Source organism: Arthrobacter sp. P1_B9 (genome assembly GCF_056406495.1).
Genome location: NZ_JBFUAA010000016.1, coordinates 75,620 through 96,273, shown reverse-complemented (window position 1 = coordinate 96,273; position 20,654 = coordinate 75,620). Strand labels below are relative to the sequence as shown.

The window sequence follows — 20,654 nt, the reverse complement described above, 5'->3', positions numbered from 1 at the left end:
GTCTTCGGCAGCACCCACGGGGCCCGGGACATCGATTCGGCGCCGCCGATCAACATCAGCTCGGCGTCGCCGGTGTTGATCTGGCGGGAGGCGATGATCGCCGCGTCCAGGGAGGACCCGCAGAGCCGGTTGACCGTGGTGCCCGGGACCGAGACCGGCAGCCCGGCCAGCAGGGTGCCCATCCGGGCGACATTGCGGTTCTCCTCGCCCGCGCCGTTCGCGTTGCCGAACACCACCTCATCGATCCGCTCCACGTCCAGGGCCGGGGCGCGCTTCACGGATTCGCGGATCACGTGCGCCGCAAGGTCATCCGGGCGGACCCCGGCGAGGCCGGAACCGAACTTCCCGAACGGCGTCCTCACAGCGTCATAGATAAATGCCTGATTCATGATCTTCCTCTAAGTTCTGTGGCGCCCAACTACGCAGCAGCAGGGGTGGTTTGAGGGCGCAAAACGACCCCCTGCTGCTGCCTTGGGCTGGCTGGCCGCCCTCGGCGACTTGGCTGTGATTCGAGCGGGCCTACGCTGCCGGGATCCGGATCAGCTTCTTGTTGGCGAACTCATTGATTCCGTATTGCGCCAGTTCTCGTCCGACGCCGGAACGCTTCACCCCGCCAAACGGAAGGTCGGCGGCGCTGCGGCTGATGCTGTTGATCCAGACCATTCCGGTCTCCAGCTGTTCGGCAAGCTGCCGGGCGGCCTCAACATCCGCGGTGTAGACGGAGCTTGAGAGGCCGAAAGGCGAGTCGTTGGCCAGGTCAACAGCGGCTTCGGGAGAGTCCACCCGGTAAACCACGGCGGCCGGGCCGAAGATCTCTTCCGAGTAAGCCCGCATGTCCGGCGTCACACCGGTCAGGACGGTTGCGGGGTAGTAGGCGCCCGAGTCGTTGGGGGCGCCTCCACCCGTGACTGCGGTCGCGCCCTTGGAGACGGCGTCCTGGACCAGCTCGGCGATGTCATCGACGGAGGCCCGGGATGACAGCGGCCCGAAGGTCGTCTGCCCATCGGTCGGGTCACCCGGGGCGATCTTGGACATGGCCTCGGTGTAGCGGCGCAGGAACTCGTCGTAGATTCCGCCGACGATGATGAAGCGCTTGGACGCAGTGCAGGCTTGGCCGCCGTTGTACATGCGGCCAGCCACGGCGCCGGCTACGGCTTTGTCCAGATCGGCGTCGGGCAGCACGATGAACGGATCGGAGCCGCCAAGCTCCAGCACATACTTCTTCAGATGGCGTCCGGCAATTTCTGCCACGGCGGATCCGGCCTTCTCGGAGCCTGTCAGGGAAACACCCTGCACCCGGGGGTCGGCGATCATGGTGGCGATCTGGCCGCTGGTGGCAAACGCGTTGATGTAGACATCGGCCGGCAGCCCGGCGTCGCGGAAGACCGCCTCGATGGCCAGCGCCGACTGCGGGCAGTTGCGTGAGTGCTTGAGGATCACGGTGTTGCCCAGCACTATGTTGGGTGCGGCGAAGCGGGCGACCTGGTAGTAGGGGAAGTTCCAGGGCATGATCCCGACCAGCGGTCCGATGGGTTCGGTGCGGACCACGGCCGAGCCGGGTCCCCGGATCTCCAAGGGTTCATCGCGGAGGAAGCGCTCGGCGTTGTCCGCATAGTAGGCGTAGATCGAGGCCACGAGGGCAACCTCGCCGCGTGCTTCGGCGATCGGCTTGCCCATCTCCAGGGTCAGCAAGGCGGCGAGTTCTTCGGAACGTTCGCGGTGCAGCTCGGCCACGCGGGTCAGCACGGCGGCCCGTTCCGCCAGCGGAGTGGAGCGCCAGGTGCGGTATTCCGTGAAGGAGCGCTTGAGCGCATCCTGCACTTCCTCGTCGGTGAGTGTCGGGAACTCGGCAACGCGCTCTCCGGTTGCCGGGTTGATGGTCGCGTAGTTGCTCATGATCCGGAACTCTTTCTGCAGGTACGTCTTTGTCTTAGCAATCACGATCCCAGCTTCCGGCTATGCAGTCCAATACTTATTAGCCTCAAGATCAATGAGGATTTTGGATCAATGACGGCGTCGTGAGTGACTGCCCTCGGGCCTGATCTATCCAATTCCGACAATAACGGCCGGTCCATTAGGTATTGGACGCTGTGTAATAAACGATGCCATGGTGGGCTGGTGAAGACGATCAAAATCCACGACGCCGACGCGACCGTCCATGTCGAACTCAACAGGCCAGAAGTCCGCAACGCCATAGACCAGCTCATGGTGGACGAATTGCACACTGTATGCGCGGATTTGGAGCGCAATCCCAAAATACTCATCCTCTCCGGGGCGCAGCTTCCCTCCGGCGGCGTCTTCGCCTCCGGAGCCGACATCGCCCAACTCCGCGAACGCCGCCGTGATGATGCCCTGGCCGGCATCAATTCCGGCCTCTTCCAGCGAATCTCCAGGCTGCCGATGCCAGTGATCGCAGCCATTGACGAGTTTGCGCTCGGCGGCGGCGCTGAGCTGGCCTATGCGGCGGATTTCCGGATTGCGACGCCACGGGCAAAGATCGGCAACCCCGAAACCGGTCTGGGCATCCTCGCCGCCGCCGGCGCAGGCTGGCGCCTCGTGGAGCTCGTCGGCGAGCCTTTGGCCAAGGAAATCCTGCTCACCGGAAAAGTGCTCGACGGCGCTGAGGCAATGGCTGTTCGGCTGGTCACGGAGTTGCATCAACCAGACCAGCTGATCCCCGCGGCCTTCGCACTCGCGGCCCGGATCGCATCCCAGGATCCACTCGCGGTCCGCCTCACCAAGAGCGTCCTCCACGCCCCAAGGTCAGCACACCCGGCCATTGACGAACTCGCCCAAGGGATCCTCTTTGAATCAGAGGCAAAATTTGAGCGGATGCAGGCGTTTCTGGACCGAAAACAACGCAAAGGAACCAACTAATGACCCCTTCCACTCCCCCACTTGAAACCCAGGGCGTCCCCACGAGGGTAGGCGTTCTCGGCGGAGGCCGGATGGGCGCGGGCATCGCCCACGCTTTCCTTGTCTCCGGAGCTGCGGTGACAATAGTCGAACGGGACGAGGCCGCAGCCGCAGCGGCCCGCGACCGCGTGAGAGTGACGCTGGCCAAGGCCCTCGAGAGGAACGCGATAACCGAGGACCTGGAGTCGCTCTTGGGCCGGTTTGCGGTCTCCACGGACGCCGTCGACTTCGGCGGGGCGGGCCTTGTTATCGAAGCCGTGCCGGAGGACTTCAAGCTTAAGCAGGATGCCCTGCTCAACGTGGAGCGCCACCTGGGCACGGATGCCTGGATTGCCACCAACACGTCCTCGCTCTCCGTCACCGACCTGGCTGACTCGCTCGGCCGGCCGGAACGGCTGTGCGGGTTGCACTTCTTCAATCCGGTCCCGGCCTCGACGCTGGTGGAAGTCGTTCTTGGCCCCCGGTCCGCCCCTGAACTCTCCGACGCCGCCACCGGCTGGGTCCGCGGGCTCGGTAAGACTCCCATCGTGGTCAATGACGCGCCCGGCTTCGCGAGTTCGCGCCTTGGCGTGGCAATTGCGCTGGAGGCCATGAGGATGCTGGAAGAGGGCGTGGCCAGCGCCCAGGACATCGACGCCGCCATGGAACTCGGCTACCGGCACGCATCCGGACCACTGCGCACCACGGACATCGTCGGGCTGGACGTGCGCCTCGGTATCGCCGAGTACCTGCATGAAACCCTCGGCGAACGCTTCGCCCCGCCCCGGATCCTCCGCGACATGGTGGAGCGCGGCGAGCTGGGACGGAAGTCCGGCAAAGGGTTCTACGACTACTCCTGAGCTGTCAGAACCGATAGCCCGATGGCGGCCAGCGTTCTCGCTGGCCGCCATCGTGTCCAGCTGAGCTTCGTTGAGCAAAGCTGGGTTCTTCAACGCAGTCGTGGCGGCGGCGTCGCGCCGATCCCTCCGACCCAAAGAACCGGAAGGCACACGATCAACGGCTCACGCACATTGGAGCGGGCGGTCCTCCGCGGAAGGGCCTTCCAGAAGTTCCGGCCAGCCCGGATCGTCCGTTTCCGTGTCGGCAAATGGGTGCCCGGCGATGAATTGGTGCCAGTCCGGGAAGGGGTCCGGAGGCAGTTCAATTTCGGGCTCCGGAACGGGATCGTGGCCGGGATGGTAGTCCGGAAACGTTTCCGGTTCGAGACTATGTCCTGGCTGGTCTTGATCGGGGTCGGGGCCGGGTTCCGGGCCGGGTTCGTCCGTGGCCTGGATGTGGGGCAGCCAGTCCTCGGGCCAGTGGGGTGGTTCCCAGTCCTGGTGTTCGCTGGGATAGTGCCGTCCGGACGGTGAGGTCCAGCCCGGCGGGTGGTCCCTGCTGRCCCGGTCCGGTGTCCAGGCGGAGGCGTGTTTGAGCCGGTGGTGTTTCGGGCAGGGCTGGCCCAGGTTCGAGATACCGGTGGTGCCGCCGTCGGCCCAGGCCAGGAGGTGGTCTGCCTCGTTGTCCAGGGAATGGTTGCCGCAGCCGGGGAACGGACACCGGCCGTCGCGGAGCCGGAGCCAGTGGCRCTGGGCCGCCGTAAGCCGGTAGCTGGTCCGGCCGATTTCCAGCGGGGCACCGTCCCGGGGGTCGGTCAGGACCCGGGAGAAGGAACCGGCGCCCTCGGCGATGAGGCGGCGGGCCATCGAGGGCGGGATCGGCCCGTRSCCRTCCAGGACGGCCGGTTCGTCGGTGGCGCCGAGCAGGGMCAGGACCGGGACGGTGACCAGGACCTGCGCCCGCGGGACCGGAACACCCGCGCCGGTRCCGGTGCCGCCGTCGTCCGATCCAGCACCCGTGCCGGTGCCGGTGGTGAGGAGCCAGATGGCGGTGATGTCGGCGCGGAGCTGGGTCAGGGTCCGGGACTCGTCCGGGCCCTGGAGGGCGCGGGCCGCGGCGGTGGCCCGGTCCCAGATCCCGGCGGCGGTATCGGCCGGAAGGTGGGCGGAAAGCCAGGCCATGCCGTCCCGGTCCGGGGTGTACTCGACCCGCCGGTCCGCGGCGCTTGTGGTGTGGCGTTCTTCGATGCCGGCGGGGTGGTGGCGTTCGCGCCAGGTGCGGGCCTTGGCTCGGAACCGGGAGGGAACGAGGTCCCCGGCCGGGCAGCCGCGGGCGGGGTTGGGTGCTTCGGGGTCCAGGAAGTGCGCTTCGAGCCCGGCCGCCCCGGCCGCATCCAGGCTGCTGGTTTCGTCCACGAGGATCCGGGCGTGGGCCCAGGAGATCGTGCCGGACTCAAGGGCGGCCAGGGTCAGCGGCAGCGCCGTCGTCAGGGCGTGGGCTTCGGCGAGGAGGGCCGCTGCGGTGCGTTCGCTGACGGTCAGGACACAGGCGACCTCGGCCACCAGTGCCATCTCCTGTAAGGCGCGGTCCCGCGGTGACGGCGCCGGCGGCGCCAGGAACCTGGTTGCGTGCGCGTAGTCGGCGGCCAGCCGCACCCTCAACGCCGCGGTCCGGGCCTCCATCCGGGCGACCTCGGCAAGTCCGTCCAGACAGGCATCCGCCCGCCGCCGCAACGGATCGCCGTCTCCCAACGGGTCGGCAGCAGGCGCACCGGCGTCGTCAGCGCCGGCGCCGGCGCCGGCGCCGGCCAAGGCAGCCAGCGCGGCAACAGAGGCGGCGACGGCCTCCAGGGCCGCCCCGCTCTCTGCACTCAACTCCGCACTCCACGCTGTCCCGCGATCCATACGCCAAGCAAATCACGAGCCACCGACAATATTGATGCGACCGAAACGGTGCCCGCACGAAGCCGGCACGTTTGTGAATCGCAGCGGTAGGTGGCGGTCTTTTCGCCGCGTGTGTGGCGCCCCCGGTGCCTGTAGTCCAATCATGCACCGGGTGGTCTGGCGGGGGCAGCAGCAGAATTCGAGGAAAGGACGTCTTTGCGGACCGCCCAACGGCCGATCGCTGYCGCTGCGCCAACTGTGGCCCATGGGATCAGCAGCCAGGGCTGCCAGCCGAGACCCAGGACGCTTCCCAGCAGCCAGAACGCGAGGGTGGGCACCGCGAAAAAAGCTCTGATGTGGATCCACTGTTGCCGGACCGGGCGCAGTAGGTAGGCCAACACACAGGCCAGTGGCGCCGCGAACACCAGGGCAACTCGAAGCCATAAAGAACCACCATGCCCAAAAAGCCCCACACGTGGCCGGCATCGGTTCCGTCCAGCGCGGCGGCTACGCCATAGTGTGCTGCAACCAGGAGCAGCAGAAAGCCTACCCAGAGCGAGGTGGCGATCAGCCAGCCCTTGATGAACGCGTACGCATCCAGGACCACTCGGCATGGACGCCCGCAAACCCCTGACTGTCACCCGCTACCCAGCCACCAAAGACTACGTCGCGAAACGAACAAGCTAAGGACGCACCAAGAAAGAGATCATCCGCAGCCTCAAGCGATACATCACCCGGCAGATCTACCGAACCCTCAACCACCGGTTAGTGCTGGCTAGCAGCACCTGAACCAGTGGGGGTAGAAACCGAAAACTCTCGGTCATTGAGGATGCGCGCCAAGGTGCTCCGCCCGAGCGCGCTCATCCCTGGAACCGTTTCCCGGTAGTACCAGACCAGGCCCATTGCCTGCTGGAACGCCCAGGCGGCTCCACGCCTCCACTCGAGGTCACTAGACGCCAGCTCCCGGCGTAAGAGTGCCCGCCTTTCGTTATCGAGCATGTGCCAGGCTGCGACAAGGTCAAGGGAAGGATCGGCAGGAGCAAAACCCCCACCATCCAAGACGCCAAGAAGTCGGTCGCCTCCGACGAGGAGATTGCCGGGAATCAAATCCCCGTGCGTCATCACCGCCGGGCCAGCAGAGGGCAGGCTCCGGAATTCTGACCAGAGCGCACGGAGCCGGTCTACCGGAAGCAGGCCATCGCTCTTAAGAAAACAGACTTCCATCCACTCGTCAGAGTTCTTTAAGTCGCCGCCACGACCGGATCCCGTAAAAGGGCGGCCTCTCGCATCGGCGGCTCGAAGCGAATGAACGAGGGTGGCGAGGTCACGGGTGAACACTTCCGAGTGCGCCAAGCCATCGGGTGTTGCAACGACGCCGGGTAACCACGTTTGCACAGACCACGGCAACGGATAGCCGTGACCAGGACGGCMCAAAGCCACTGGCTCCGGTGTGGGGACGGGACAGCATGTTGCCAATTCACGCATTGCGGCTGCCTCCCGGACGAGCTCAGCGCTTATGTCAGTTGGGTCAGCGGATCGGAGCGGGAAACGTGCCGTGAGATCGGCGCCGATTCTGAATATGGCGTTGACCGTGCTGTCCGTCATGACGCGGCTGATGCGCTCGTGACCCCAACCTGGGAATTGTTCGACTACCAGTCGGCAAGCGAGGTCCTCGTCAATGTGCAACTGGTCGTCGTGCATAGTCATGCAGCTGACGTTAGCCCACTTACTAGTGCGTGGTCAGGACGAGATGGGAGATGCTTTCTCCCACGTCAGGACCTGGAACACTGCTTGACGAATATAGAAGCGTCCAAGCCTACCAATGGGCAAATGCTTCGCCATGGGACCGCAGAACGGCGACTACCACTCCCCCAAGGTGTGGCAGCCGCCGTCGCTGTCATTTGATTGTGGTTACTCCGCCGGGGCGAGTACCTTCAGGTCGAAGCCCTCGTAGCCCGATTCGCGAACTTCGGCGAGCTTGTTCCGGTAGTTGCCGAGGCCGCCGAGGTAGAACATGACCGTCCTCTTCTTGCCGGGGATATTGGCACCGAAGATCCAGGAATCGGCCTTCGGGAAGAGCGTCATGTCGGCGATCTCCTGGCAGGTCTCGGTCCAGGCTTCTTCGGCCTCGGCCGTCGGTTCCACGGAGGCCACCTGGCCGGCTTCTGCGTCCTTGACCAGTTGGGAGATCCACTCGACCTGGGTCTCAATGCTCGGCGGCAGGTTCGTGAAGGGACCGTTCGGTCCGAGGATCATGAACATGTTCGGGAATCCGGCGGTGGTGATGCCGAGGTAGCTTGTGGGGCCTTCCTTCCAGTGGTCCTGGATGGTTTCGCCGCCGCGGCCACGAATGTCCATCCGCGTGTAGTTACCGTCCACGGCGTCGAAGCCGGTGGCGAAGATCAACACATCGAGCTCGTGCTCAACGCCGTCGGACGTCCTGATGCCCTTTGGTGTCAGCTCGAGAATCGGCGTCTCCTTCACGGATACCAGCTCAACGTTGTCCCGGTTGAAGGTGGCGTAGTAGCCGCTGTCGCAGAGGGGGCGCTTGGCGTAAAGGTCGGTCGGGGTGAGCTTGCGGGCCGTCTCCGGGTCCTTGACGATCTCGGCGATCTTGCCCCGGACAAAGGATGCGGCAGCTTCGTTGGCGTCCCGGTCCGTGGCGATGTCGCCGAAAGTGTTGAACATGAAGCGGAATCCGCCGCCTTCTTCCCAGGCCTTCTGGAAGACCGCCTGACGGTCCGTTTCAGACACACTCATGGCCGGAACGGTGCTCTCCTCGAATCCGAAGGCGACGCCGGAGGCCCGGACCTGTTCCCAGATTTTGGGGTAGTCCTTCTTGACGGATGCGACGTACTCCGGCGTGACAGTGGTGTTGCCGACCGGGACGCTGTATTGCGGCGAGCGCTGGAAGACGGTGAGGTGCCCCACCTTGGGCGCGATGGCGGTGATGATCTGCAGGCCGGTGGAACCGGTGCCCATGACGCCGACGCGCTTGCCGGTAAGGTCCACGCCTTCGGGCCAGGCGCCGGAATGGTAGATCTTGCCCTCGAACGAGTCGATGCCCGGGATGTCGGGGATATTGGTGGCCGAGAGCAGACCGAGGCCGTTGACGATGTACTTCGCCGTGATGGTTTCCCCGGCGTCCGTTCCGATGACCCAGCGGTCGGCGGACTCGTCGTAGCGGGCCGAGGTGATCCCGGTGTTGAGCTGGATATACTTGCGCAGCTCGTACCGGTCAACCACGTGTTCGAGGTAGCTGAGGATTTCGGGCTGCGTCACGTACTTGTGCGTCCAGTTCCATTCCTTCAGCAGTTCGTCGTCGAAGGAGTAGCGGTACACGAAGCTCTCGGTGTCCGACAACGCACCCGGGTAACGGTTCCAGTACCAGGTGCCGCCCACACCCCCGGCGCGGTCGAAGGCGCGGACGTTGAGGCCCAGTTCGTTGCCCAACTTGTGCAGCATGTAGATGCCGCCAAATCCAGCGCCCACGACGACGGCGTCGAATTCGGCGGTGGGGGTGGTGGAGGCAGTCTGCCCCTGTTCTTCAGCCATGATGAAATACTCCTTTGTGCTTCAGGTCTTTGTAGTGAAGTGGCCGGGGCTCAGTACTTGTACCAGCCGGCAATACGGGCGAGTTCGGCGTCGGCAACCTCGGAGTCGCCGGCCAGGAACGGGTACACGTGCTGCTGTCCTTCGCCGATGGAGAGCGTCACGTCGACGCCGGCGGCTTCCGCCAGTGCGTTCAGGCGGGTGGCGTTGTCCAGGAGGGATTCGGACGAGCCCGCGGTGATGTACAGGCGCGGGAACCCGGCGAAATCGGCGTAGAGCGGGTTGGCCAGCGGGTTCTGCGGGCTGACGGACTCGCCCAGCACGCCGGCGATCATGCCCTCGAGCAGGGGCACGGAGATGAGTGCGTCCGATGCGTCGTTGGTGATCAGCGTTTCGCCCTTGTTCTCCATGTCCAGCCAGGGTGAGAAGGCGATGACCTGGCCGGGCAGCGGCTCTCCCTGTTCTTTGAGGGCCAGGGGAATGGCAACCGCAAGGTTGCCACCGGCGGAGTCGCCGATGGTGGTGATGTCCTGCGGGTGGATGCCGCTCTCGACGAGGGCCTTGAAGGCGGCCACGCCGTCTTCGACCTGGGCCGGGTGCGGGTGCTCGGGCGCCCTGCGGTAGTCAAGGACAAAGGTGACGACGCCGATTGCCTTGGCAACGTGGCCGGCAAGCTTGCGGTGGCTTGACGCGGAGCCGACGGCGAAGCCGCCGCCGTGGGTGTAGAGCAGCACCTTTGTGCGGTCGGCACCTTCCGGGAAGGCCCAGATGCCGGGGACACCGCCGACGACGCCTTCCTTGTAGGTGACTGCCTCAGGCTCGCGCGTGGGCTGGTGCCACTCGTCGAAGATGCTGCGGAACAGGCGCATCGTCAGGTTGGGCGTGGTGGCGATGATTCCCGACCAGTCCGCGTACAGGTCGCGGAGGGGGTCGGTCGCCTGAGATGTTTCAGTCACTGCTGCTTCGGTCGAGATAGTCATCTCATACTCCTTCGTATGGAGAGCGCCCCCGCGTTGCCCGGGAACGGATGGATCGGTTGTTGGCTGCGTTTGCCGCTACATATAGCGTGGGTCACATTTCTGCCGGCTCAGTGTTCCACTTTGGAACACTCACGCGGCTCCTGATTGTTGCGCTCAGGACATCAAAGGGGCCGCGATTTAGTATTGGATACCTATCAGAACTGGTGTCATTCTTGAATCAATACAGTCTGCGCAACGATGCGAGGTCACCATGCACGCTTTTGCCGTTTTCCAAGACAGCCCAGAGATCCAGGACATCGAACTGCCGGATCCGCTGCCGACAGGAACCGAGGTCCTCTTGAGGGTCATCCGTTCCGGTGTGTGCCACACGGACACCCATCTTCGTGAAGGTTCGTACGATCTGGGCAGCCGCGGCGCGTTGAAGCTGGTGGACCGGGGCGTCACTTACCCGCTGGTCATGGGGCACGAAGTCGTCGGTGTCGTCGAGAAGGTCGGCGACCGTGTGCACGGGACCAAACCCGGGGACATCCGGCTGGTCTATCCCTGGATCGGCTGCGGCACGTGCCGGGATTGCCTTGCCGGCCGCGACAATGTCTGCGCCAACGGACGCAACCTCGGAGTAGCGGAGCCCGGAGGCTACGCCGAGCAGATCCTGGTCCGTGACGAAAAGTACCTGGTGGATATCGAGGGCCTGGACCTCAGCTGGGCGGCGACACTGGCCTGCTCCGGGCTGACGGCATTCAGCGCCGTGAACAAGGTCCTTCCGCTCGGACCCGACGAACCCGTCGTGGTGATCGGCGCCGGCGGAGTGGGACTCACCGCCATCGCCACCCTGAGCGCGCTCGGGCACCAGGCCATTTGCGCCGTCGACATTTCCGAACGCAACCTGGAGCTCGCGCGGCAGGTTGGCGCAGCCACCACCGTCCAGTCCACAGACGGGGGCCTCAGCGCAAGAATCGTTGCAGCCAGCGGCGGGCCCGTGGCGGCCGTCATTGACTTCGTGAACAACAGCCAAACGGCGCCGGTAGCCTTCGATTCCCTGCGCAAGGGCGGCCGGTTGATCCAGGTCGGGCTCTTCGGCGGCGAACTGACGGTACCCACCGCGCTCATGGCCCTCAAGATGCTCACTATCCAAGGCAGCTTCGTGGGGACCCCGGACGAGCTAAACCAGCTCATCGCCTTGGCCAAGCGGGACGCCATTCCCCACATCCCCATCATCGACGCCGAGCTCTCCGCCGCCTCTGTTGGCGAGAGCCTGGACAAGCTGACGCACGGCGGCGTGCCCGGACGCGTCGTCCTGCGCGCGGCAGACGGAGCCCAGGGCTGACCAGCCATGCAAAACCCCAGGAAGGTGCCCGATGATGCGCTCCGCGCTGCCCGGGAACAGCTCATCCGCCGCGGCCTGCTGAATGGGACCCAACTGACGGAAATCGTCTCCCCGGATATCGAGCACAGCTGGCGCCGCTCTATCGGCGTGGAGGCGTCGGCAGGGCCCGAGGCATTCCTCTTCGTCAACGACTTCGATCCGGACGGAATCCTCATCCGGGCCGCCAAGAGCGTGATGGATCACTGGCTGGAGAGCCTCAACGGCATGGGCATATCCCTGTTCCTCAGTGACCAGTCCGGTCAGATCATCGCCCGCAGGCTCGGGGACAGGACGCACGGCAATCGGTTCGATGAGGCATATGCCGCCGAAGGATTCAGTTTCTCGGAGCGCTCCGTGGGAACGAACGGGCTGGGCACCCCCATCGAAGGACGCCAGGCCGTTTTTGTCCGCGGAGCCGAGCATTTCAACGAGGCACTGGCACCCCTGTCGTGTTCAGGGGCCCCGATTCTGCACCCGGTCACCCGCCGGGTGCTCGGATCCATTTCCTTCGCCTGCGACACCGCTTTGGACAACCCGCTCATGCTGGCCATGGCCCGCGAAGCCGGCGGCCAGATCGAACGCCGACTGCTCGATCTCGGCAGCGCGACGGGACTCGCCCTGGGGATGTCGCAACTGCGTTTGAGCTCCTCCAAGGCCCCGGTCATCATGCTCGACGCCCAGGCTGTCATGACCAACGTCTCCGGACTGGCCGTCATGAGCAGCGAACTGCACACCACCCTGTGGGAACAATTGCGCGGCCTCGTGTGGACCGGCGCCAAGCAAACCATCGAGATTCCCTCCCTGAACGTCGATGCCACGGTCCAGCGAATTGACGATTCCGGCGGGAGCTCGGCCTTCGCCCTGGAGCTTTCCCGCGTTCCGGAGGCCGCAAGCAGTCCGGGCAGGGCCGAGCCTGGGGTGGCCGACGGCGGCTCTTGGGGCGGCGGGGCGGCGTTTGGGCACATCATGCGGAATGCTTTCGATCGCGCAGGTCAGGGGCCCGGGGCGATTGCTGTTTGCGGGCAGGGCGGCTCCGGCAAGCTTCACCACACACTCGCCTGGCTCAATGGGCAGGACTCCGGCCCGAATCCGCTGATCCTCGACGCCTGCCTGCTGCCAGGGGAACAGGATGCCACCTGGTTCTCTGACTGCCGCGAGGCGATCGCGGCAGGCCGGAGCGTCGTCCTGCGGCATCTGGAGGATCTTCCCCGGAGCGAGCTTAACAGGCTGAAGGCGCTGGATGTGGCGGTGCGGCAGCAGCCGGCCGGGCCGTCGGCGGGCGCCACACACGCAGGTACACCGCCGTACAGCGACACGGCCGGCCCCTCTCCAGCCCGGCTCGTCTTGACGATGAATCCGGACGCATGCCCGGACTTCGTATCCGAAGTGGTGTCCCAGATCGCCGCGCGCGTGAATGTGCCGAGCCTCTCCGCCACCAAGGAACGCATCCCGGTACTGGCGGCACATTTTCTGGACGCAGCAGCTCCGGCCGACAGATCCACGCTCTCCGCAGCGGCGCTGCAAGGGCTCATGCGCTGGCATTGGCCAGGCAATGTCGCCGAGCTGCGCGCCACCCTCGAATCACTCGGGCGGGCACATCCCGGACGCGTGGTGCAGGCCAATGACCTCCCGGAACATCTCAGAAGCACGGGCAGGCGGAAACTCTCCAAACTGGAATCCCTCGAGCGCGATGCGATCGTGGCCGCACTCGAACAGAGCGACGGGAACCGTTCGGTCGCCGCGGAATCCTTGGGCATGGGCCGGACCACGCTCTACCGGAAGCTGCGCGCACTGGGGATCGAAACACCCGAGTCCATGGCGACCTGACCCAGTCATCCGGCGCCTGTCATCCGGCGCCGGGCAGGATCCTCTCAGCCAACTCCAGGACCGCCCGCAAGGCGGGGCTGGAGTTGTCCCGTCGCCAGGCCATGCGCAGCTCCACCGGAAGGGTCTCGTCCACCAGCTGCACAAAACGCACATGGGGATCCGTGACCGACTCGGCCACCGAGGACAGCGTGAGGGTACAGCCCACCTCCGCCGCCACCAGCGAGAGAGCCGTCCAGGAATCCGGGACAATCTGGACGACGTCGAGCTCGAACCCGGCGGCGTGCGTGAGCCGGCGGAGCCGGTCGTTCAGTACGGCCCCTGCATGCGGCGGCAGCGAAACAAATACGTCGCCCTGGAAGTCTGCCATCCGGGCCTCGGCGGCATCGGCCAGACGGTGGCTTGCCGGTACGGCCACGACGAGGTCCTCCGCCGCAAGCAGCCGCGTTTCGATGCCGGCGGCAATGTAGTCCCAGCGACCGAGGGCGATGTCCATGTCCCCGCTGAGGACACGGTCCATGGCAGGTTGCGCAAAATTCTGGCTGAAGAGTTCGATCTGGATACCCGGGTGGTCGCGCCGGACCTCCCGGGCGAGCCGGCCCACCAGGGTATGGGTGGAAGCGCCCGCGTAGGCCACCCGAACGCGCCCGACTTCGCCCTTGTCCGCGGCACGGACCGCGATGCTCGCCCGGCGCGTGGCATCGATGATCTCCGTCGCCGGCCCGATGAACGCCTCTCCGGCGCCTGTCAGCTTGACGCTGCGGGTGCTTCGGTCGAACAGCCGGGTTCCCAGCTCACGTTCCAGCTGCTGGATACTGCGGCTGACCGGAGGCTGCGCCATGTGAAGTTTTTCTGCCGCGCGGCCGAAGTGCAGCTCTTCTGCCACCGCCAGGAAGGCTCGGATCTGTTGGATCTCCATGCATGTGATTATTACACCTGACGCAACAAAAGGGCCATCAATAAGTATTGGACGGATAGCAATGTCCTCCGTCATGGTGGAGGGAGAGAACACTATTCGAGGAGCCCATCGATGGACAGCCAACACTCCGCCACCCCTGAGACGTCGGCATTCGGCCGCAGTCCGGATGGCCCGCTCAGCGGCATCGTCATCGCAGATTTCGGCAGGGTGCTGGCCGGGCCATACTGCACCATGCTGCTGGCCGATCTCGGGGCGACCGTCATCAAGATTGAGAGCCCGGCCGGCGACGAGACCCGGGCATGGCGCCCGCCCACCCGCGCGGATGACTCGACGTATTTCCTCTCGATCAACCGCAACAAGACCTCGATCAAGCTCGATCTGCGCGATCCGGACGACCGCCGGACGGCCCAGCGCATCGCGGAACGGGCCGACGTCGTCGTCGAAAACTTCAAACCGGGTGACCTGGTGCGCTACGGACTGGACTACGACACCGTCGCGGCCACGAACAAGGACGTTGTCTACGCCTCGATCACGGGTTTCGGGACCGCCGGCGGCGCCCAGCTGCCCGGCTATGACCTGCTGATCCAGGCCCTGTCCGGACTGATGGACATCACCGGAGCGCCGRACACCGGGCCGTTCCGTTCCGGAGTTGCTGTATTCGACGTCATCACCGGCCTTCATGCCTGCATCGGCATCCTCGCAGCCCTCCGGCACCGGGACCGGATCGGGGAAGGCCAACTGGTGGAAATGAACCTGATGTCCTCCGCGCTCTCCGGCATGGTGAACCAGACGGCGGCCGTCGTGCTGGGCGGGACCGTTCCGGCCAGGCTGGGCAACGAGCACCCCAGCATCTACCCCTACGAGCCATTCGAGACCGGCGAGGGGCAGCTTGTCATTGCGATCGGCAACGACTCCCAGTACCGCACCCTCTGCGCCACCATCGGCCGGCCGGAGCTGGCCACGGATCCGCGCTTCGAGAAGGCGCCGCTGCGCAGCGCCAACCGCACGGAACTGCGGCCGCTCCTGCTGGAGCGCCTCTCGACCCGGACCGCCTCCGAATGGTTCGACATCCTCACCGAAGCCAAACTCCCGTGCGCGCCGATCCAGGACCTGAGGGCCGGGATCGACTTCGCGGAACGGATCGGCTTGGAACCCGTCGTGACCGTGGGGCACGGCGGGAACACGCAGCCCGGCGTGCGCAACCCCATCCGGCTCTCCAGGACCCCGGTGAGCTACGACCTCACCCCGCCCGGTCTGGACAGCGGCGCTGAGCTCGTGCGCGCGTGGCTCGGCGAGGATACAGCAGTTTCGGCCGGCAGCCTTGCCGGTACTCCCACACGATCCCCCGAGGAGCACTGATGACCACCACAACGGACATGTCCGTCAATTCCGACTTCTATGGATTGGACGACTACCTCAACGACGCCGACCGTGCCTTGATCGCCCGGGTGCGTTCCTTCGTCGAGCAGGACGTCACTCCCATCATCAACGAATACTGGAAGAAGGYGGACTTCCCCTATCAGCTGGTACCAAAGTTCGCTGAACTGGGCATCATCGGCACCGCGATCAAAGGCTACGGCTGCCCTGGCCTGACCCGGCTGCAGACCGGACTCGTCGCCATGGAACTCTCCCGCGGTGACGGCAGCATCAACACCTTCAACGCGGTCCACTCCGGACTGGCGATGGGCAGCACCAACCTCCTCGGCAGCGACGAGCAGAAGCAGCGCTGGCTGCCGCCGATGGCCAGACTGGAAAAGCTGGGCGCCTTCGCGTTGACCGAACCGGCGCACGGCTCAGACTCTGTGGCACTGGAGACTTCAGCGCGGCTGGACGGTGACCACTACGTCATCAACGGATCCAAGCGCTGGATCGGGCTGGGCCATGTGGCGGACCTCGTCATCATCTGGGCCCGGGACACCGCGGACCAGAAGGTGAAGGCGTTCGTACTGGAGAAGAACGACGACGGCACCTACCCCGCCGGGTACCACGCCGAGGCCATCACGGGAAAGATGGCAAAGCGGGCCATCCAGCAGGCACAGATCGAGATCGAGGGCCTGCGGATCCCCGCTGAAAACCTGCTGGCAAAGTCGACGTCCTTCCGCGACGTCGGAGCGGTGCTCAACACAACCCGCAGCACCGTGGCCTGGGAGTCCCTTGGCCACGCCACCGCCGCTTACGAGATGGCGGTCAAGTACGCCCGGGAACGCGTCCAGTTCGGCCACCCAATTGCCAGCTACCAGCTGGTGCAGAACAAACTCGCCAACATGCTCGCGGACCTGACGGCCATGCAGCTGATCTGCTTCCGCACGGCGGCGCTTCAGGACGAGGGCCGGCTCAGCAACGAGCAGGCATCCCTGGCCAAGATGTTCACCGGGGACAAGGCACGAACGCTCTGCCGGGATGYCCGGGACATGTTCGGCGGCAACGGCATCCTGCTGGAACACCATGTAGCCCGCCACCTCACCGACATGGAAGTCGTCCACACCTACGAAGGCACCGACTCCATCCAGTCCCTGATCCTGGGACGGGAAATCACAGGTCTCTCAGCCTTCTCCTGAGCGGTTCCGATTCCCAAAAGACACTGCATTCCTCAAGACAAAGCACGGCCATCCGCACTGGATGGCCGTGCTTTCGCATTGCGGACTCTCAGCGCCACTCACCCTGCTCCCTGCCTCGGTCCTGGCCGTTCCCCCACCGGCGCAGCTTCCGCAGCTGTCATCGGAACACCTGTGACGCAGCGCACACCCCTACGGTGGAGGCAGGCACACGGACGCAACGCCGTCAGGCGTTGCGCACTAATCCCGTCCCATTTCTTGTCGCATCATCACCGTCGCTTGCGAAGACCGGAGACAGCGTTGCGCCGACCCACAGTCCTGCTTCAGACCCACAGTCCTGTTTCAAAGGAGAAACAAATGACACACCCAATGACTTCGCGGCCCGCGATGACACCGCGGCGGGCGGCCACAGCTGCGCTGCTCGGCAGCGCCCTGGAGTACTACGACTTTTTCGTGTACGGCGCCGCGGCCGCCCTCGTTTTCAACGTGCTGTTCTTTCCCTCCGGCGATCCCACCGTTGCGCTGATCGCATCGTTCGCCACCTTCGCAGTGGGCTACGTGGCACGGCCCGTCGGCGCGGTAGTGATGGGACACTTCGGCGATCGAATCGGCCGCAAACGCGTCATGCTGGCCACGGTCGTCATGATGGGCATCGCATCCTTCGCCATCGGCTGTCTTCCGACGTACGAGCAGGTGGGCCTGTTGGCCCCGGCACAGCTGGTGGTTCTGCGCGTCGTGCAAGGCTTCTCCGCGGGGGCCGAGTCGGCGGGAGCCTCGACATTGACCGTCGAGCACTCCCCCGTCGGGCGCCGTGGATTCTTCACCAGTTTCGTTATGGTCGGCTACGCAGTCGGCTGCTCGCTGGCCACCATCGTGTTCCTGCCGGTGGCGCTCCTGCCCGCCGGGGAACTCTACAGCTGGGGCTGGAGGATTCCCTTCTGGCTCAGCGCCGTCGTCGTCGTCATTACTTACTACGTGCGGAGCCACCTGGACGAAACGCCGGTGTTCGCCGAGGCGAAGGAAGAAAGCGCAGTTCGCAGGCTGCCGCTGAACGACGTGTTCAAGTACCACTGGCGCAAGGTCATCCGCGTCGCCGGGGCATCACTGATGGCAGCGATGCAGACCCTGTTCGCCGTGTTCAGCCTTTCGTACGCAACCTCAGTCGGGGTGGACCGGAGCGCGATGCTCGCCATCATCTCCGGCGCAATTGCGCTGTCGATTGTCGGTATCCCGGCGGCCGGCTACCTCTCCGACGTCATCGGCCGCAAGAAGACGATGCTGATCGCCTCTGCCGGCTGTTCGCTCACGATCTTCGGATACCTTTGGGCGATCTCGACGACGGATATCGTGCTGATAGCGATTTTCGCGTTCCTCAACATGACGCTGTTCTTCAGCTGCTACAACGGCGTGTGGACATCGTTCTTCGCCGAGCAATTCCCGGCACCCGTCCGGTTCACCGGCATGGCCGTCAGCAACCAGCTCGGCAACCTCCTTGCCGGATTCGCCCCGATGGTCGCGGCGATTCTCCTCAAGCCGGGCCCGTCGGGCTGGCTTCCGGTGGCAATCTTTGGCGCGGTTGCCGCCGGCATTGCCGCGGTCGCGGTGATCGGGCTGCGCGAGACCTCCAAGACCCCGACGGAACTGCTCGGTGGTCCCCGGGCGGCGGACCAGGTGCGTCAACTGGACACCGTCACGACCGCCTGACCTCGCTCCCAGGTGAGCCAGCCTCGGCTGGCTCACCTGGGCTCACTCGTTTCCGGGATCGGCGCCCAGCAGGGCACGTGCCTGGAGGATCGCTTGTTCGACGTCGTCGTTGAGGTCTCCGGTGGGAAGTGAGCCGAGTTCGCCGCGGAGCAGGCCGACGTCCTTGAGGAGCAGGTCGTACTGGACGTCGACGAGGTTGTCGCTCATCCAGCTCTGCCCGGTGGAGACACCGATGACCTCGAAGAGGTCCCCGGCGGGTACTCCGTGTTCGGCTGCGAGGTTGAGCATCCGCGCTGTGGCGGCCAGGTTGTAGGTAGCCAGGGCGTTGTTGAGGAGTTTCACCAAGGCCGGCTGGCCATAGGACTGCATCCGAAAGACGCGGCCGGAGATGTCAGCGAGCAGCCTGCCTTCGGCATCGGTGGGGGCGGGGCCGGCGAGGAAGATGGTCATCGAACCGTGGCGTGCACCCTGCGGGCCGCCTGAGACCGGGGCTTCGAACGCGCGCCAGGACTCCGGAGCCGACGCAAAGATCCTCCGGGCGTCCGCGGGTGCGAGCGTGGTGTGGACGAAGACGGTCAGTGGCCGTTCGGTATGGTCTTTGAGGGCCTCGAACACGGAGGAGACCTGGTCGGCCAACCGCACCGCGATGTGGACGCTGTCGACCGACGACCAGTCAACAGCGGCGAGGTCGTTGCCGGCAGGTGATTTGTTCTCGTCCGACCACTCGCGGATGCGGTCCTGGTTGAAGTCGTAGCCATAAACCGCTTGTCCCAGCTCGGCGAGGTGTGCGCCGATGTTTCCGCCGATGGGTCCGAGTCCTATTACCACATGCATGAGCGTTCCTTGAGGGTGAGGGAGGAGATTGTGGAGGGCGAGGGGCGGAGGAGCATCTCAGTCCGTGGGTGAGTCCGGGGTCAGACCGCGCTCCGCCATGACCTCCTTGACGAGGGTCAGTGCGTTGAGTACGCGCGGGAACCCGATGTAGGGGATGCAGTGGATCAGGGCACCGACGATCTTCTCTTTGGTCAGGCCCACGTTGAAACCTGTGTTGATGTGCAACTTCAACTGGGGCTCGGTGCCCAGGGCAACAAGCGTGGAGATGGTCACCATTGTCTGCTCCTGCTGGGTCAGGGCAGTCCGGGAGTAGATGTCCCCAAAGGCGAAGGAGACGATGTAGTCGGACAGGTCCTCATCCAGGCTCTTGTAGGACTCGACGAGCTTGACGTGGTCGAAGGTGTTGGCGTGTTCCGAGGAGACGAGTTCCATCATGCGGTCGAGTCCGCGCTGGTAACGATCTGTGGCCATGTCGGCGCTCCTAAAAGTGCGTAGGGTGGTTGTGGGTTTGTCGGGTGGGTTGCTTCAACCACCCGCGAAACGCTACGTTGCGTAGCGTTATTAATATTAGCGCTTCTGGCGCGGAACGGGAAGGGGCGTGGATGTGGCTAACCCCACAGTGACGGGCGAGGACGGGACGGCCGCGGCCCCTCAACCCGCGGACACGGGTCGGCGCGCGCGGACGGAGAAGTTGATTCTTGCCGCCACGAGGGAAATGCTCGCGGAGTCTGGAGTCAACGGCCTGACTGTCGAGGGCGTGGCGAACCGTTCCGGCGTGGCCAAGACGACCATCTACCGCCGGTATCGGTCGAAGACCGACCTCGCACTGGCCGTCCTGCTGGACTCGGTCGAGTACCTGGGGACGACGCCGGATGTCGGGGATACGTACGCCGAACTGGCGGCAGTGGTTGACCGCACCATCGAGCTCCTTAGCTCCACCCTGATAGGCCGCATCATGCAGGGCCTCGTATCGGAGGTCGCTGCGGACCCGGAACTTGCGCGTGCTTACCGGGAGCGGGTGGTGAACCGCCGGGTGGCAGATGTACGCCTCCTGGTGGAGCGGGGCATCTCCCGAGGAGACCTGAGCCCGGACGTCGACGCCGAGATGCTCACCGACCTCCTGCTGGGGCCGATCTACTACCGGTTCTTCCTGAGTGGCTCGCCGCTGGATGAAGGCTTTGGGGTCCGGCTGGTCAGCACGCTGTTTTCGCGCCGACCCGCCCACGGGGGCACGCCGTAGAAGCGATGACGGCGCGGGGGCCCGTGCCGACGTCGGTCCCCGGACTGTCATTCGAAAACGAC

General features: G+C 65.1%; 17 protein-coding genes. 8 read left to right on the top strand and 9 right to left on the bottom strand.

Annotated elements, in window-relative coordinates:
- Positions 1-389: thiolase family protein (locus tag AC1D1A_RS18620; RefSeq protein WP_476948416.1), on the bottom strand; the 389-nt coding region annotated here is incomplete at its 3' end.
- A 130-nt stretch (positions 390-519) separates the two neighbouring features.
- A complete protein-coding gene (locus tag AC1D1A_RS18615) occupies positions 520-1,941 on the bottom strand; it encodes an NAD-dependent succinate-semialdehyde dehydrogenase (RefSeq protein WP_476857344.1) in 1,422 nt (473 codons plus the stop codon).
- A 177-nt stretch (positions 1,942-2,118) separates the two neighbouring features.
- On the opposite strand from AC1D1A_RS18615, the gene AC1D1A_RS18610 reads away from it, so the two are divergent.
- Together AC1D1A_RS18610 and AC1D1A_RS18605 are read left to right on the top strand one after the other, a co-directional pair.
- Positions 2,119-2,877, top strand: a complete 759-nt coding sequence (locus tag AC1D1A_RS18610) for an enoyl-CoA hydratase/isomerase family protein (protein WP_476857345.1) — start codon at positions 2,119-2,121, stop codon at positions 2,875-2,877.
- Complete coding sequence (locus AC1D1A_RS18605; RefSeq protein ID WP_476857346.1) at positions 2,877-3,755, top strand: 3-hydroxyacyl-CoA dehydrogenase family protein; 879 nt, start codon at positions 2,877-2,879, stop codon at positions 3,753-3,755. The genes AC1D1A_RS18610 and AC1D1A_RS18605 overlap by 1 nt, the downstream gene beginning before the upstream one ends.
- A 162-nt stretch (positions 3,756-3,917) precedes the next feature.
- On the opposite strand, the gene AC1D1A_RS18600 is transcribed toward AC1D1A_RS18605, so the two are convergent.
- The 4 genes from AC1D1A_RS18600 to AC1D1A_RS18585 form a co-directional block, all read right to left on the bottom strand.
- Positions 3,918-5,609: an HNH endonuclease signature motif containing protein gene (locus AC1D1A_RS18600; RefSeq protein ID WP_476948415.1), complete on the bottom strand. Its 1,692-nt coding sequence runs from the start codon at positions 5,607-5,609 to the stop codon at positions 3,918-3,920.
- A gap of 774 nt (positions 5,610-6,383) precedes the next feature.
- Positions 6,384-7,223: an aminoglycoside phosphotransferase family protein gene (locus tag AC1D1A_RS18595; protein ID WP_476948418.1), complete on the bottom strand. Its 840-nt coding sequence runs from the start codon at positions 7,221-7,223 to the stop codon at positions 6,384-6,386.
- A gap of 306 nt (positions 7,224-7,529) precedes the next feature.
- Positions 7,530-9,173, bottom strand: a complete 1,644-nt coding sequence (locus tag AC1D1A_RS18590) for a flavin-containing monooxygenase (protein WP_476948414.1) — start codon at positions 9,171-9,173, stop codon at positions 7,530-7,532.
- 50 nt (positions 9,174-9,223) lie between these two features.
- Positions 9,224-10,150: an alpha/beta hydrolase gene (locus AC1D1A_RS18585; RefSeq protein WP_476857350.1), complete on the bottom strand. Its 927-nt coding sequence runs from the start codon at positions 10,148-10,150 to the stop codon at positions 9,224-9,226.
- A gap of 250 nt (positions 10,151-10,400) precedes the next feature.
- Here AC1D1A_RS18585 and AC1D1A_RS18580 point away from each other — a divergent pair, with 250 nt between their 5' ends.
- The gene (locus AC1D1A_RS18580; protein WP_476948413.1) at positions 10,401-11,477 is read left to right on the top strand and encodes an alcohol dehydrogenase; all 1,077 of its coding nucleotides are present in this window, start codon (positions 10,401-10,403) and stop codon (positions 11,475-11,477) included.
- 6 nt (positions 11,478-11,483) lie between these two features.
- Complete coding sequence (locus AC1D1A_RS18575; RefSeq protein ID WP_476948412.1) at positions 11,484-13,343, top strand: sigma-54-dependent Fis family transcriptional regulator; 1,860 nt, start codon at positions 11,484-11,486, stop codon at positions 13,341-13,343.
- Positions 13,344-13,362: 19 nt separating this feature from the next.
- Here AC1D1A_RS18575 and AC1D1A_RS18570 read toward each other — a convergent pair whose 3' ends face one another.
- On the bottom strand, positions 13,363-14,259 hold the full coding sequence (locus tag AC1D1A_RS18570) for a LysR family transcriptional regulator (RefSeq protein WP_476851123.1): 897 nt from the start codon (positions 14,257-14,259) through the stop codon (positions 13,363-13,365).
- A 111-nt stretch (positions 14,260-14,370) separates the two neighbouring features.
- On the opposite strand from AC1D1A_RS18570, the gene AC1D1A_RS18565 reads away from it, so the two are divergent.
- The 3 genes from AC1D1A_RS18565 (at position 14,371) to AC1D1A_RS18555 (ending at position 18,518) form a co-directional block, all read left to right on the top strand.
- A complete protein-coding gene (locus tag AC1D1A_RS18565; protein ID WP_476948411.1) occupies positions 14,371-15,618 on the top strand; it encodes a CaiB/BaiF CoA transferase family protein in 1,248 nt (415 codons plus the stop codon).
- Positions 15,618-16,817, top strand: a complete 1,200-nt coding sequence (locus AC1D1A_RS18560; protein ID WP_476948410.1) for an acyl-CoA dehydrogenase family protein — start codon at positions 15,618-15,620, stop codon at positions 16,815-16,817. Before AC1D1A_RS18565 ends, AC1D1A_RS18560 begins: the two co-directional genes overlap by 1 nt.
- A gap of 354 nt (positions 16,818-17,171) precedes the next feature.
- A complete protein-coding gene (locus AC1D1A_RS18555; protein WP_476948409.1) occupies positions 17,172-18,518 on the top strand; it encodes an MFS transporter in 1,347 nt (448 codons plus the stop codon).
- Positions 18,519-18,560: 42 nt separating this feature from the next.
- On the opposite strand, the gene AC1D1A_RS18550 is transcribed toward AC1D1A_RS18555, so the two are convergent.
- Positions 18,561-19,352 carry an NAD(P)-binding domain-containing protein gene (locus AC1D1A_RS18550; protein ID WP_476948408.1) on the bottom strand — a complete coding sequence of 264 codons (792 nt, stop codon included), beginning with the start codon at positions 19,350-19,352 and terminating at the stop codon, positions 18,561-18,563.
- Between the two features lie 57 nt (positions 19,353-19,409).
- Positions 19,410-19,823: a carboxymuconolactone decarboxylase family protein gene (locus AC1D1A_RS18545; protein WP_476948407.1), complete on the bottom strand. Its 414-nt coding sequence runs from the start codon at positions 19,821-19,823 to the stop codon at positions 19,410-19,412.
- 133 nt (positions 19,824-19,956) lie between these two features.
- On the opposite strand from AC1D1A_RS18545, the gene AC1D1A_RS18540 reads away from it, so the two are divergent.
- Positions 19,957-20,592, top strand: coding sequence for a TetR/AcrR family transcriptional regulator (locus tag AC1D1A_RS18540; protein ID WP_476851129.1), 636 nt, complete (start codon positions 19,957-19,959; stop codon positions 20,590-20,592).
- The last annotated feature ends 62 nt before the right edge of the window (positions 20,593-20,654 follow it).